We start from the raw sequence: 12,843 nt of genomic DNA on the forward strand, positions 1-12,843 counted from the left end.
CCCCGAACCGACCGGCGCCCGTCGGACTTTTGACCTCCGGCGGGGGCTCAGGCCAGCAGAGCCTCCCGGTCCTTTTCGAAAATCCTGCCGAACTCCTCCAGAAGCGAGGCCACCTGCTCCCGATCGAGTCCAAGGGCACAGGCTCCGGGGCTCTGTTCCAGCTCGATGTCCGGCTCCGCATCGCGTCGCCCGATACCGAGATGGCGGCACAGGTTGTCGGCCAGGTTCACCACCGACAACAGCCGAAACAGGGCGGGATCATCCTCCGGGGAGACCCCAAGGTCCTCGTGGTGCCGCGCCGCCTGGCTGAGATTTTCCGAGAAGTTCCACTTCTCCAGGACCGCCGCACCGATCACCTGGTGAGAGAAAGGAAAGTAGCGCCGCTCCATCTCGCCCCCATCCCCCTCCCCGTTGTAGACGCCCTCCACCACCTGACGGTACTTCTGGCTGTCCAGGCTGTTCATGGCCATCTTGCCGATATGACGGAACAGCCCGGCCAGGAAAGCCTCTTCCGGGTCGCAGCCCGACACGCGCAATGCCACGACCCTTGCGGCAATCGCCCCCCCGACGGAATCTTCCCAGAGCATCTTCTCCATCAGCCCGAAGGATGTTCCCATGCCTTTGAGGCTGGCGGCCAGAACCTGGCTCTTCAGGGTCTTCTCCCCGAGGATCATGATGGCGTGCTCCAGGGTCTTCACCTGCCGCTTCAAACTGTAGAAGGAGGAGTTTGCGATCTTCAGGATGCGGGCCGAAACCCCCTGGTCGCTGGAGATGGTCCGGGCCAGATCCTCGGGACGGGTTTGGGGGTTCTGCAAGAGCTGCAGGACCTTCGCGGCAACCACCGGCACCGGAGGGAGGTCCCCGACCGCCTTGATTACAAGTTGCAGTTCACTCGACATCTGGAATAACTCCGAAAGGGGAAATAGGCTTCCATCTCAAGGAAAAGCAAAAAACACGCCACTTGGCACTCACTCTAAAAATAAGTTCTTCGAAATGGATGAAGACACAAAAGAGGGGAAGCAGTCTCCCTTTCGACAGCCGAAGCCTCGAAACGGACTGAGGGGTATGAGGAGGAGACAGGTTTCTGAGACCGCCTGATCGTCAAAAAAAACTCCCCAGGATTTCCCGAGGAGCCGAACCGCCGAACAAGGTGAATTCTACAAGAGGGAATCTACTCCCCCGGACCGTTCAAGACAGGAGTACCTCTCAGTGGCCCTCCTGGCGAAGCGCAAATGCCTTCGGCAGAAGAACCCAGAGCCTCCCCTCCTGCTTCATTCGGCCCGCAAAGAACGCAGCCTCGTCTCCCAGGCCCCAGAAGAAATCGGCCCGCACCGCACCCCTGATGGCCCCCCCGGTGTCCTGAGCGACCATAACCCGCCTGAGGGGGTCGGTGCTGCCCGGCCAGGTCGTATCCAGAAAGACCGGCGCCCCGAGGGGAATAACATCGGGATCGACGGCCAGACTGCGCCCTGCAGTCAAGGGAACCCCCAGGTCTCCGGGCGGACTTTGAAATTCAGCGGGCAACTCGCGGAAGAAAACGTAGCTGGGATTCTCTCCGAGCAGAGCTCCAACCTGTTCGGGATTCTCCTGCGTCCAGGCCATGATGTTCTGCATCGACATCTGATCCCGGGTCATCTCCCCCCGGTCAAGCAGCAGCTTGCCGATTGAGCGATAGGGATGCCCGTTTTGATCGGAATAATTGACCATGACCCGGTCGCCGCCCTCAAGGTTGACGCGGCCCGAGCCCTGGATATGAAGAAAAAAAAGCTCCACGGGATCTTCGACCCAAAACAACTCCCTGCCCTTCACCGGAGCCTGCTCACCGTCGATCTGCGATCGTTCCCAGTAGGGCACCACCCTGCGCCCCTCTAGCCTTCCCCGCAGCCGGTAGCCCTTCAGCTCCGGGTAAATCATGGCAAGGTCGATCACCAGGAGGTCGTCGGGAACCCCGTAAACAGGATAGGGAAAACGGTCCGAACGCTGCCGGCTGCCGTCCAGGTCGGGAACGTAGTAGCCGGTGATGAGACCGGTCGTGCTCCCGTCGGGACGGCTCACCCGGTAAGGGATGAAACCCTCCTCGAGAAAACGGCGCACCGCTTCTTCGTCTCCGGGGGAGATTTCCCGGGCGGCGAGACAGGCGGCCGCCCAAGGCTCCTTGCGGCCCAGCGCCTTGCAACTCTCCAGAATCGCCCCCAGGGAGGCCTCGGCACCGGAGCCGGGCCAGCCCTCGAGGGCGGCCCATGAGACGGCCTCCAGAGGTGCAACCTTTTCGGGGATCCGCGCGCACCCGCCTAAAACCGATAGGAGAAGCGCCGTCAATACCAGGAGAACATGCAGGGATTTGGACAACACGAAAAGACTCGCTTTGAGCCCGCCCCTGCTGACAGCCGCAAAGGCGGCCACAGGGTCGGGGAAGGGGCCGGCCGATCAGCGAACGGCCCTCAAGCTGCCGTCGTTGCTGCCGAAGAAAACCACTCCCGAGGCGATGGCCGGGGAGGAGTTGATGGGTCCACCGGTTTTGAACTTCCACTTCTCCTGCCCACTTGAGACATCGAGGGCGTAGAGGTGCTGGTCAAGGCTGCCGATATAAACGATCTCGCCCGCCAGGGAAGGCGAGGCCACCACCTCGGCCCCGCACTGAAAATGCCACCGCAGCTCTCCGCTACCGGCATCGACCGCGTAGAAATTGCCGTCGTTGCAGCCAAAATAGACCGTCCCGGCCAGGACCGCCGGCGAAGAGCGGATCTCACCTCCGGCAACGAACTCCCATCTCTTTTCGCCGCTGATCGGATCGAGGGCATACAGGCGATTGTCACCGCCGAAGTATACCGCTTCGCCGGTCACGGCCGGAGCCGAGAAGCGCCCGCTTTCGGTCTTCACTTGCCCCTGGAACTTCCACAACTCCTGGCCGGTCCGGGTATCCAGAGCATAAAGGAAACCGTCCGTGCTGCCGAAGTAAACCGCCTGCCCCGCCACGGCGGGGGCCGAATCGACCGCCCCGGTGGTCCGGAAGTTCCAACGCTCCTTGCCGGTCAGGGCATCGACGGCATACAGGGGCTGATCGGGGGATTCGCCGTAGGCCCCGAAATAGACCACGCCATCAGCAACCACAGGGGAAGAATAGATGAGCGAGCCATCGGTTTCAAGAACCCATTTCACTTTGCCTGTCTCAGCATCCAGGGCGTAGAAGCGGTTCTGGGATGTGCTGCCGAAATAAACCATGCCGTAGGCAACGGCAGGCGAAGGGAAAATGCCCTCATGACCCTTGAAGCGCCACTTCTCCTGCCCAGTGAGAAGGTCAACCGCATAAAGGTTCTTGTCGTCGCTTCCGAAATAGACCACCCCGTCGGCTACGCAGGGCGAAGAGTAGATGGGACCGCCGGTCTTGAAATTCCAGAGCAGCTTCGAGAGTTGAGCCGGTCCGGGAGCATCGTAGACACCGGTACGCTGGGGGTTGGCCCGATACATGGCCGTGGCCCCCTCCAGGTTCGGCTCCCCTGCCCTTTCGCAGCCAGCACACAACAATACTCCAAAAATCGCCAGCACCAGGGGAAGTCCCGGATGCCTGATGTCAAACCGCATGGATGGCCTCCTTTGCCTTGCCAAAATAATTCCCGATCACACCGGCCCCTTCCAAGACGGGCGGAAGAAATCAAACAAAGCCAAGAGTTGACTCCCCCCAACCTTCGTCTGGGTCCCGCTTATCCGGCTTGCTACTTCAACACATGAAATTAAACCACAAATGTCGGAGATCTCAAGTACACCTAAACTATTAGTTGGTTTTTTTAAAAACCGATAATTCGTAAACCTTTCAACACCTTACAGCCGAAACATCCAGAGAGCCCCCCCTCCCCAAGCCCGACCGTTCATCCTGAACGATCCCCAACCAGAAAGAGACGGTCTCGCTTTTTACCGAAAAGGGGTAGCCAAAAAAAAATGGCGACGACCCGGTGCATTAGCCTCGAAAAATTAGAATTGCTTCTCAAAATTGACAACCCCCGATTTAACGATATTCTTTTCCTACAAAAGATGTAGATGGCATATCCATCAAACGCGGTCCAACTCATCCCTTCTAAGGAGACTAAAATGGAAGGCTTTTTGAGGGAAATCGAACATTTCATCCGCGAGGAAAAGGGCGCTACGGCCGTCGAATATGCCATCATCGCCGCGGCTATCGCCGCAGTTATTGTCGCGATCGTTTGGACTATCGGGGGCAAAACGAGCGAGAACTTCAAATCTGTAAACGAAAAAATCAAATAATACCAGAGGGAACCGAGTTCCCTCCCCCGGTCCCCTTTCAGGTTGCCTTGTCCTTGCGGCGGATCGGGTCCGAGCAACCAGGCTGAACCAGTGACGATCCTTTTGGCGTCCAGAGGGGAACTCGACAAGGAGCAAAAGAATTTTTCAAAAAAGGCGCCGGGGGGAGAGGGACCCCATCTTTTTCGACCCGGCCTCGTTGCCGGACGAAATTTGTTGATTTTTCTTAACATTATCTTGACATAGATTTGTTGGGAGATACATTGAAACAAACGAACGGTGCCATGCACACCCAACCCACAGGAAAGGAGACAAAAGATGAGAACTTTCTGGGCATTTCTCAAGGAGGAAGAAGGAGCAACGGCCGTTGAGTACGGGATTATGGTTGCAGCGATTGCCGCGGTCATTGTCGCCGTCGTCTACACCATCGGCGGCAAAGTCAAAGCGGGCTTTGACACAGTCAATACCGAGATGGGCTAGTCAATCAGCAGGGCATATGAAGATCACCCTTTAGGGCTCTTGAAATTGAAATCAAGCATCAAAGACATCCTTGGCATGGAAGACAGCACAATGGGGGAGAGGACTCGCCAGATACTGCCACGGTTCATCATGGGCTTGGCTGCAGCGGGCCTCTCCCTCTTCTTTCTCTTTGCCGAAAGGGGCGACATGCCCATCCTTTTGGCCTCTTCGTTTTTCTTAATGATCTGCCTGACAGACACGCTTTATGCAAAGATCCCCAACCTTCTGAACCTCGCCCTTGTCTTGGCGGGGGTCGGATTCAACGTCTGGGCGACAGGCCTTCCAGGCCTCCTCTTCTCCCTTGGAGGGTTGGCCTTGGGGCTCGGACTTCTCCTGCCCTTTTATTTAATGGGGGGGATGGGGGCCGGGGACGTGAAGGCCCTGGCAGCCCTCGGAGCCCTTATCGGCCCCTCGGACATCTTCCAGGTTTTCCTTTTGATGGCCATGTTCGGAGGCCTGATGGCGATTGTCCACTACGCTCTCGCCCATAACTTAAGAAAAAAATGCGCCGCCGGGTGGCTCACCCTGCGAACCTTTTTCATAACCAGGGACATTGAATCCCTGAAACCTGACCGCTCATCGGAAAAACTGCGTTTCCCTTATGCAGCGGCGATCGCCTTCGGTTTTTTCGCTTTTGTCCATTGGGGCGGTTTCTTTTGACGATCGATTTGGCCGCTTGGCCCGAGGATTTACGCGGTGAAAGCTCATGCCGCATCCAATCCGGGCCGGGGCACTTTATTTCTTTTTCCTGATTTTTGGGGATTGAAACTGGTCAGCTTTACCCAAAAGGCTCTGCGGAGGTAACAAGATGAAGAAATACGGGACTGTAATCGCTCTTGGGGTGGCGGTGCTTTTCGGCGTAGTGGCGGTCATCCTGGCGAACCGATGGCTCGAGGCACGCACCCTGGAGGAACGGGTGGTGGTCAAAGAGTCCGTCCCCCTCACCAAGGTGGTCATCGCCACACAGGACCTCAACATCGGCAGCCGGTTGACGATGGACAAACTGGCTCTGGCCGACTGGCCCAAATCGAGCCTTCCTGCTGGGGCCTTTGAAAACCTCGAGGAGGTTGAGGGACGAATCACTGTAAGCAAAATGATCGCCGGCAACCCGGTGATGGCCTCCGGACTGGCCGGAGAGGGGGCGGGCGTCGGCCTCGTCGCTGTTATCACGCACGGCAAGCGCGCCATGTCGATCAAGGTCGACGAAGTCGTCGGCGTGGGCGGGTTTATTCTTCCCCACACCTTCGTCGATGTCATCTCGGTGAAGAAAAATGGCAGCAGCAGCAACCAGACCGCCAAGACCATTCTTCAAAAAATCGAGGTCCTGGCCATTGCCCAGGAAACCTTTGCCGAGGACGGCAAGGCCCAGATCGTCCGCACCGTCACCCTGGAGGTGGACCCCAAGCAGGCTGAGAGACTGGCCCTCGCCACCAACGAGGGGAAGGTCCACCTGGTCCTGCGAAACCCCATCGAAGAGATCGCCGAGGCCCCCAAGCCAAAACCCGTGGCAAAAAAACGGGTCGCCAGAGTGGTGGCGCCGAAAGCCCTCAAGCCAAGAGTATACGTGCCCAAGCCCTCACCCCACGCGGTTGAGGTTATCCGCGGGACGAAGGGCATGGAAAAAATTGAATTCAAGAATGTCAATTCCGAGGAAAAACTTTAATCACCCATGGAGGCCAACATGAACAACTGCCGGTGTGCAGCTCTCTGGAGGGGAATCCTGGTAGTGGCCATTCTCGGCCTGCTGTGCAGTCTCTCCTTAGCCGCCAACGTCGAGCGCAAAACCCTGGAGCTTAAAATGGGCGGGTCGGACCTGATCCAGACCAGCCACCCCTTCAAAAGGGTCTCCATTGCCAACCCCCAAATCGCCGACGTGGTGGTCCTGTCCCCGCGAGAGATCTACGTCTTCGGCAAAAAGGTCGGCTACACCAGCGTCATGCTCTGGGAGGAAGGCAGGGGACGAACCCTCCTCGACGTTGTCGTCGCCCTTGACCTCACCGCGCTCAAGCAGAAATTGCACGAACTCTACCCCGAGCAAAACATCGAGGTCTATGCCTCGGAGACGGGGGTCGTCCTGTCTGGAACCGTCTCCGGACCGGAGGTCATCGAGCAGGTCGTCCGCCTCACCCAGACCTTCCTGCCCAAAGAAGCTGAGGAAGAAGGGGATATGAAGGGAACGGGCCGATCGGAAGGAGTGGTGATCACCAACCTGCTCAAGGTCGGCGGGATTCAGCAGGTCATGCTCGAGGTCAAGTTTGCGGAGGTCAACCGCAACTCCACCAAGGACTGGCAGGCCGCACTTGGCCTGGCGGGCCTGGGCAACGACTTTACCGGCGCGGTCGGCACCAGCGGCCTCCTCACTCCCATCGAGGATGCCTTCGTCAATGCCTTCTTTCCCACCGCAGGCCAGCAGTCGGGCATCTTCGAGGGAGCCATCGACGGGCTGATCCAGAACCCGGGATCCCTCCTGCTCAACTTCGCAGGCAACACCCCCAACATGCTCATCAACATCGACAACTTCACCGCCTCCCTGAAGTTCCTCGAAGGCGAAGGCTTGGCCCGCACCCTCGCCGAACCGCACCTCGTCACCCAGACCGGTCAGGAGGCGAGTTTCCTGGCGGGGGGGGAATTTCCCATCCCCCTGGTTGACGACGACGGAAACCCGACCGTGGAATTCAAGGAGTTCGGCGTGGGCCTGGTCTTTACGCCGGTGGTCCTGAGTGACGGGAAGATCAGCCTGCGCGTCGCCCCCAGCGTCTCTACGACAACCGGAGACTCTTCGGTTACCATAAGCAATGGAGCGGCATCGATCACCGGAGGCGGCCAGGTTTTCTTCGTCCCCAGTCTCTCGACGCGCAAACTGGAGTCCACCGTCCAGCTCTATGACGGCCAGACCCTGGCCCTGGCGGGCCTGCTGCAGGACAACGTCCGGGAAACGGTCCGAAAAGTCCCGGGCCTGGGGGACATCCCCATTCTCGGATCCCTCTTCCGCAGCACCAGCTACCTCCAGGAAAAGACCGACCTCCTGATCACGGTCACGCCTCACCTGGTCAAGCCTGTCAGAGAGGGCTCAATCCACTATCCCGGCGAAGATTTCCAGCCCCCCAATGGATACGAATTCTACCTGGAAGGCCGACTTGAAGGCAGAAGGGCGGCCGAGGGCAACAAGGGGACCCATCGACACAACTTCGCAAAACACCAGACGCAGGCCCAAAGGGCCGGCGGACTTGAAGGGGAATTCGGCCACCAACCGGTCCTGATCCAGTAAAGGAGGGAAACAGCCATGAAAAAAGCGGCTTTGATCATCTCGGGAATTCTTCTTCTGGCAGGTTGCGCCCCCCTTGAAGAGGCCTATTACCTCGACCGTGAATACGGCCAAGCCAACCTTGACGCCCGCTCCCGGCAGGTCGCCTACCCCGATTACCGCTACGCGGGCAAGACCCCGCAAGGGACGGAGGGCATCGCGGCCGAGGAGATCATGAGCGTTCACAACAGCACTTTTGGGAAGGCGCCGGAACAGGTCAATGTTTTCCAGCTCGATATCGCAAGATAATTCTTCTTGACCGTCCCGGACGTTATCCGCATCAGCAGAAACGGTTGAGCCTATGAAAACACTAGCGAAAAAGAACAGTCAAAAAGGGGCGACCGCGGTTGAGTTCGCCCTCATCCTGCCCTTTCTGCTCATCCTGGTTTTCGGGATCATCGAATTCGGGTGTTTCCTTTTCGACAAGGCGGTCATCACCAATGCCAGCCGGGAAGGGGCCAGGGCGGCCTGTGTTTACCAGGAACCGCGCATGCCCCTGGCCGAGATCAAAAACGTGGTCAACGGCTATCTCGGCGACAACCTGATAAGCTTCGGCCCCGGATCCCACAAAAGCAGCACAGATCCTGTCGTTCCCGACTCCGTGGTCTCTGGAGATTACCTCAAAGTCACCGTTTCCTATCACTACGACTTTCTCCTTCTCCCTGCTTTCATCGGGTCCCTTGTCGGAGGCACCAACATTGTTGCCGAAACAAGCATGAGGGTTGAATAATGCGATCCAGAAAGTCCGTCTCAAAAAACAAGCGTCTCCATTGCCTTGCCAGCCAAAAAGGCGCAGTCCTGGTTATCGTGCTGGTGGGCTTTTTTGCCTTCCTCGGGTTTACGGCCCTGGCCATCGACATCGGCCATCTCGCCGTGGTGGGCAACGAACTCCAGAACGCCGCCGACGCCGGAGCCCTTGCCGGCGCCGCCGACCTCTATTACCCGGAGGGCACTGTTCCGAAAAGCAAAGTCGGCACCGTCAACGACGACTCCAACAAAACGGCGTGGGAGACCGCCCTGAAAAACACCGCGGACGGGTCCGCCGTGGAGGTCAAAGACTACTCCACCAATAAGGCCGACGTCCAGAGGGGCCACTGGAACATGAAAACCCGGACCTTCACCCAGAGCGACGTCCTGGACCCGGTCAACCTTGCCGGAGCGACCAAGGACGACCTCGACAAGATGGACGGCACCTACACCTTCCCGCCGGGTACGGGAAACAAACCGGTCTTCATCAACGCCGTCAAGGTCATCGCCCGCCGGGAAGCCACGCCGGCAAAATCCTTCTTCGCCGGCATTTTCGGCATTGACGGCTTTGCGCGGCAGAAGGACGCGATCGCGATCGTCGGCCCGGCCGGCCCGCCGGTGCAGGTGGACGTGCCCATCGTCATCTGCGAGGGCAGCCTGCGGGACGCGGACGGCAAATTAACCTGCAACCTGGGACGCCTGATCAACAGTTCGGACAAAACCGACTCCAACACCGGGGCGTGGACCAACCTGTCCGAGGGCTGCGCGCAAAACTTTAATGCAAGCGACTTGAAAGACCTTATCGACTATCCCGATCAATGCATCGAGGCGGACCGGAAGATCAGCACCGGGACATCCATCTCGACCGGCGGAGGACAGGTCCAGGGCCCCTTCGACTCCCTGCGGATGTGCGGAAGCTTTTTCAACCAGAAGGAGCTCTCCAAGGACCCCACCCTCGTGCAGGCGTCGGAACCCTGGGAGGTCAATGTCCCCGTCGTGGACTGTCGCGCGGACACCTCCGACCCCGACAGCCCGGACCTGAAAAACCCCAGTGGCTGCATGGAGGTGATCGGGACCGTCACCATGGAAATCATCATGATAACCGACGTCTTTCCCGCGACCGCGGAAAAGAAATTCGAGGATCTGGTGCCGGTGATGGCCGGCTGCATTGACACGGGCGTTTTAGAGTGCACTTCAACCGCGGACGGCACCCTCTGGGATGGCTCGGCTTTTACCGGAGAGGATCGCTGGAACAGCTACGTGGACGCCTTTGACCTGGAGATCTCACCCGGTGTCCCCGCCACAGCGGACAACTATTACCAGAAGGCGATCTACGCCAAGCCCGACTGCGAATTCAAACCCGAGGACAGCACCGTTGGCGGAACAATGTCCAACAAGCTTGCCAGGTTTCCTGTTCTGGTGAAGTAATTTCATGGCCTTAATTATCAATCCTGAAGGAAAGCAGTATGGCGAAGGAACTCTCCATTGCAATCGACATCCCGGACCGCCGGCTGGCTAAATCGATCGAGGACCATCTCAAAAGCCTGGCCGACACCCTACTCTCCCGCCTGCCCGACCCTACGGAGGGTTCGGGGCACGGCCATGTGAAGGGCCACCCCGACATCATCATTCTCGGGGAGAGCCCGGAGACAGGGGACCTCTTTACCCGATTACACCACCTCAAGAGTGAATACCCCGCGGCAGCGGTTTTCCTGATGTCCACCGACCAGAGCCCGGAACACATCGTCGAGGCGATGAAAGCCGGAGTGTCCGAGTTCCTGGTTGCCCCCAGCAACCCGGCCAAGCTGACCGCCGCGGTGGAAGAGGTCCGCGCCAAACTGGCCAACGCCGGTAAAAGCGCCAAAGGGAACGCCTTTAGCTTTATCAGCGCAAAGGGCGGACTGGGCGCCACCGTCATCGCCGTCAACTCCGCGACCGCCATGACCATGCGAAAGGACAACTCGGTTGCCTTCTGCGACATGAGCACCCAGTCGGGCGACGCCTCGGTGTTGCTGGACATCGTCCCACAGACCACCATCATCGATATCTGTCTGAATTTCCACCGTCTGGATATCGCCTTTTTGAGGGGGGCCATGACAAAGAACAAAACCGGCCTCGACTTTCTGGCCGCCCCCCTCAACCCCGAAGAGTGCGAAAACATCTCCCCTGAGCACGTGGCCCGGATCATGGAACTGGCCAAAAAGCTCTACGACAACGTGATCGTCGATTGCACCTCGATGTTCATCGACGACTCGACCGTGGAAGCCTTGAAGCTTTCCAAAAAGGTCTTCGTCGTCTCCGACCTTTCGGTTCCGGCGGTCCGCAACACGGCCCGCCTGATCCAGCTGATGAAAAAAGTCGGCATCGACCCGGGCAATATCGAAATCGTCATCAACCGCTATATCAAGGGAGGCGCGCTTTCCATCGAAGAGGTCGAGAGCACCCTCGAGAAGCATATTTTCTGGCTCTTCCCCAACGACTTCACCGACGTCGTTTCGTCCATCAACCGAGGCATCCCCCTGATCAAGTATCATCCAACAGCGCCATTTTCCAAAAACGTCGTGGACTTCGTCGACAAGATCCTGACTCCCGGCGCGAGCGGGGACTACCGGGGCATCCGTGGGACATTCGGAAGAGCGATCTAGGAGGACATCGTGGCATTCAGGGAAATGTTTTCAAAAAATCACCGCACCACCGACGCCGCCCCCCCAGCATCCACGGAAACGGGAAGGGACTACACCTCCTTTTATGATCTGAAGCATAAGATCCACGGCCGCCTCATCGAAGAGACCAACCTGGCCGCCCTCGACTCCATGGACCCGGCTGAAATCAAGACCGAGGTCGGCGGGGTGGTGGAATACTTCCTCCAGGAGGAGCAGGCCCTGCTCAACGAGGAGGAAAAACGCCAACTCATCGTAGAGGTCCTCAACGAGCTCATGGGCCTGGGGCCCATTGAGCCGTTTTTAAAGGATCCCACCATTTCCGACATCCTCTGCAATACCTACAAGGACATCTTTGTCGAGCGTTTCGGACTGCTGGAAAAGACCAGCGCCCGCTTTATCGACAACGCCCACCTGATGAACATCATAGACCGGATCATTTCGCGGGTGGGCCGGCGCATCGACGAATCGTCCCCGATGGTGGACGCCCGCCTCCCGGACGGGTCGAGGGTCAACGCCATCATTCCTCCCCTGGCCATCGACGGCCCGATCCTCTCCATCCGCCGATTCGCCGTCAACCCCCTGAAGATGCAAGACCTGGTCAACTACCGCACCCTCACACCCCAGATCGCTGAATTTCTCGCCGGATGCGTCAAGGCCAAGCTCAACATCATGATCTCCGGCGGCACCGGGGCCGGCAAGACAACCCTGCTCAACATCCTTTCGGGCTTTATACCGGCCAACGAGAGGATCGTCACCATCGAGGATTCGGCCGAACTCCAGATGCAGCAACCGCACGTGGTCCGGCTGGAGACCCGACCTGCAAGCATCGAGGGGACGGGTACCGTCACCCAGAGGGACCTGGTTCGCAACAGCCTGAGGATGCGGCCCGACAGGATCATCATCGGCGAGGTCCGCGGCGCCGAGTCCTTCGACATGCTTCAGGCGATGAACACCGGCCACGAGGGCTCTCTGACCACCATCCACGCCAACACCCCACGCGACTCCCTGACCCGGTTGGAATCGATGATTCTCATGACCGGAACCAACCTGCCGGAATCGGCCATGCGCTTCATGCTCTCATCGGCCCTCGACCTGATCATCCAGTCGACCCGCCTCACCGACGGCACACGCAAGGTCACCGCCATCAGCGAGGTGGTCGGGATGGAGGGAGAGGTCATCACCCTGCAGGACATCTTCGTGTTCGAGAAGAAGGGGGTGGACAAGGACGGCAAGGTGCTTGGCCGCTTCATGGCAACGGGAATCCGCCCGAAATTCGCGGACAGACTTGAACTGGCTGGCATCGAAGTCCCGGAAGATTTGTTCTCGATTGACAGGTATTACGAGTAGCGGAGG

13 protein-coding genes are annotated in these 12,843 nt (G+C 58.7%); 10 read left to right on the plus strand and 3 right to left on the minus strand.

All coding sequences use genetic code 11. The annotated features are described in order from the left end of the window. Positions 1 to 47: 47 nt before the first annotated feature. The 3 genes from C0617_RS01305 to C0617_RS01315 all read right to left on the minus strand — a co-directional run bounded on the left by C0617_RS01305 (position 48) and on the right by C0617_RS01315 (position 3,582). Positions 48 to 899, minus strand: coding sequence for an HDOD domain-containing protein (locus C0617_RS01305; RefSeq protein WP_291315212.1), 852 nt, complete (start codon positions 897 to 899; stop codon positions 48 to 50). A 307-nt stretch (positions 900 to 1,206) separates the two neighbouring features. Then, the gene (locus tag C0617_RS01310; RefSeq protein WP_291315213.1) at positions 1,207 to 2,349 is read right to left on the minus strand and encodes an MltA domain-containing protein; all 1,143 of its coding nucleotides are present in this window, start codon (positions 2,347 to 2,349) and stop codon (positions 1,207 to 1,209) included. Positions 2,350 to 2,427: 78 nt separating this feature from the next. After that, positions 2,428 to 3,582, minus strand: coding sequence for a PQQ-binding-like beta-propeller repeat protein (locus tag C0617_RS01315; RefSeq protein WP_291315214.1), 1,155 nt, complete (start codon positions 3,580 to 3,582; stop codon positions 2,428 to 2,430). Between the two features lie 504 nt (positions 3,583 to 4,086). On the opposite strand from C0617_RS01315, the gene C0617_RS01320 reads away from it, so the two are divergent. From C0617_RS01320 to C0617_RS01365, 10 genes are all read left to right on the plus strand, one after another. Then, entirely contained in the window at positions 4,087 to 4,260 is a 174-nt protein-coding gene (locus C0617_RS01320) for a Flp family type IVb pilin (protein WP_291315215.1), read from the plus strand. A gap of 315 nt (positions 4,261 to 4,575) precedes the next feature. Beyond that, positions 4,576 to 4,737, plus strand: coding sequence for a Flp family type IVb pilin (locus C0617_RS01325; RefSeq protein ID WP_291315216.1), 162 nt, complete (start codon positions 4,576 to 4,578; stop codon positions 4,735 to 4,737). Positions 4,738 to 4,812: 75 nt separating this feature from the next. Next, entirely contained in the window at positions 4,813 to 5,436 is a 624-nt protein-coding gene (locus tag C0617_RS01330; protein WP_291315217.1) for a prepilin peptidase, read from the plus strand. Positions 5,437 to 5,584: 148 nt separating this feature from the next. Continuing rightward, complete coding sequence (gene cpaB / locus C0617_RS01335; RefSeq protein ID WP_291315218.1) at positions 5,585 to 6,439, plus strand: Flp pilus assembly protein CpaB; 855 nt, start codon at positions 5,585 to 5,587, stop codon at positions 6,437 to 6,439. 18 nt (positions 6,440 to 6,457) lie between these two features. Then, positions 6,458 to 8,044, plus strand: coding sequence for a type II and III secretion system protein family protein (locus tag C0617_RS01340; protein WP_291315219.1), 1,587 nt, complete (start codon positions 6,458 to 6,460; stop codon positions 8,042 to 8,044). Between the two features lie 15 nt (positions 8,045 to 8,059). Next, positions 8,060 to 8,329 carry a hypothetical protein gene (locus C0617_RS01345; protein WP_291315220.1) on the plus strand — a complete coding sequence of 90 codons (270 nt, stop codon included), beginning with the start codon at positions 8,060 to 8,062 and terminating at the stop codon, positions 8,327 to 8,329. 52 nt (positions 8,330 to 8,381) lie between these two features. Beyond that, complete coding sequence (locus tag C0617_RS01350) at positions 8,382 to 8,810, plus strand: TadE/TadG family type IV pilus assembly protein (RefSeq protein WP_291315221.1); 429 nt, start codon at positions 8,382 to 8,384, stop codon at positions 8,808 to 8,810. After that, positions 8,810 to 10,255 (plus strand): pilus assembly protein TadG-related protein, encoded by a 1,446-nt coding sequence (locus C0617_RS01355; RefSeq protein ID WP_291315222.1) that lies wholly within the window; start codon positions 8,810 to 8,812, stop codon positions 10,253 to 10,255. The genes C0617_RS01350 and C0617_RS01355 overlap by 1 nt, the downstream gene beginning before the upstream one ends. Positions 10,256 to 10,293: 38 nt before the next feature. Beyond that, positions 10,294 to 11,472, plus strand: coding sequence for a hypothetical protein (locus C0617_RS01360; protein WP_291315223.1), 1,179 nt, complete (start codon positions 10,294 to 10,296; stop codon positions 11,470 to 11,472). Between the two features lie 9 nt (positions 11,473 to 11,481). Beyond that, complete coding sequence (locus C0617_RS01365; protein WP_291315224.1) at positions 11,482 to 12,837, plus strand: CpaF family protein; 1,356 nt, start codon at positions 11,482 to 11,484, stop codon at positions 12,835 to 12,837. Positions 12,838 to 12,843: the final 6 nt, after the last annotated feature.

Origin of the sequence: Desulfuromonas sp., from assembly GCF_002868845.1 — a bacterium.
Taxonomy (GTDB): domain Bacteria; phylum Desulfobacterota; class Desulfuromonadia; order Desulfuromonadales; family BM501; genus BM501.

Excerpts from the sequence above, each read along its gene's own strand:
- C0617_RS01345 (WP_291315220.1), top strand. The coding sequence starts at position 8,060 with ATGAAAAAAGCGGCTTTGATCATCTCGGGAATTCTTCTTCTGGCAGGT.
- C0617_RS01360 (WP_291315223.1), top strand. The coding sequence starts at position 10,294 with ATGGCGAAGGAACTCTCCATTGCAATCGACATCCCGGACCGCCGGCTG.
- C0617_RS01325 (WP_291315216.1), top strand. The coding sequence starts at position 4,576 with ATGAGAACTTTCTGGGCATTTCTCAAGGAGGAAGAAGGAGCAACGGCC.
- C0617_RS01330 (WP_291315217.1), top strand. The coding sequence starts at position 4,813 with ATGGAAGACAGCACAATGGGGGAGAGGACTCGCCAGATACTGCCACGG.
- cpaB (WP_291315218.1), top strand. The coding sequence starts at position 5,585 with ATGAAGAAATACGGGACTGTAATCGCTCTTGGGGTGGCGGTGCTTTTC.
- C0617_RS01315 (WP_291315214.1), bottom strand. The coding sequence starts at position 3,582 with ATGCGGTTTGACATCAGGCATCCGGGACTTCCCCTGGTGCTGGCGATT.
- C0617_RS01320 (WP_291315215.1), top strand. The coding sequence starts at position 4,087 with ATGGAAGGCTTTTTGAGGGAAATCGAACATTTCATCCGCGAGGAAAAG.
- C0617_RS01340 (WP_291315219.1), top strand. The coding sequence starts at position 6,458 with ATGAACAACTGCCGGTGTGCAGCTCTCTGGAGGGGAATCCTGGTAGTG.
- C0617_RS01355 (WP_291315222.1), top strand. The coding sequence starts at position 8,810 with ATGCGATCCAGAAAGTCCGTCTCAAAAAACAAGCGTCTCCATTGCCTT.
- C0617_RS01305 (WP_291315212.1), bottom strand. The coding sequence starts at position 899 with ATGTCGAGTGAACTGCAACTTGTAATCAAGGCGGTCGGGGACCTCCCT.
- C0617_RS01350 (WP_291315221.1), top strand. The coding sequence starts at position 8,382 with ATGAAAACACTAGCGAAAAAGAACAGTCAAAAAGGGGCGACCGCGGTT.